Origin of the sequence: Clostridioides sp. ZZV14-6387 (genome assembly GCF_020657835.1) — a bacterium.
GTDB lineage: Bacteria > Bacillota > Clostridia > Peptostreptococcales > Peptostreptococcaceae > Clostridioides > Clostridioides difficile_A.
This window is the reverse complement of the sequence record NZ_JAGWCW010000164.1, coordinates 1-221: the sequence shown is the minus strand read 5'-3', so window position 1 is coordinate 221 and position 221 is coordinate 1. Positions and strand designations below refer to the sequence as shown.

Sequence of the window (221 nt, the reverse complement as noted above, 5' to 3'; positions counted from 1 at the left end):
TTTCCTAAATTTAAATCAAAGAAAACTAATAGATTTTCATATAGAACTAACTTTACAAATGGAAATATTATGTACTGTAGTCAATATATAAAATTACCTAAACTTGGTATGGTTAAAGTAAGGGATAAACAAGTACCTCAAGGGAGAATACTTAATGCTACTATATCCAAAGAACCAAGTGGAAAATATTATGTATCATTATGTTGTACTGATATAGATAT

1 pseudogene is annotated in these 221 nt (G+C 25.8%); it reads left to right on the top strand.

Annotated features, from left to right (window positions below):
• Window positions 1–221: pseudogene (locus KGF38_RS20245) on the top strand (IS200/IS605 family element RNA-guided endonuclease TnpB); the annotation flags it as partial.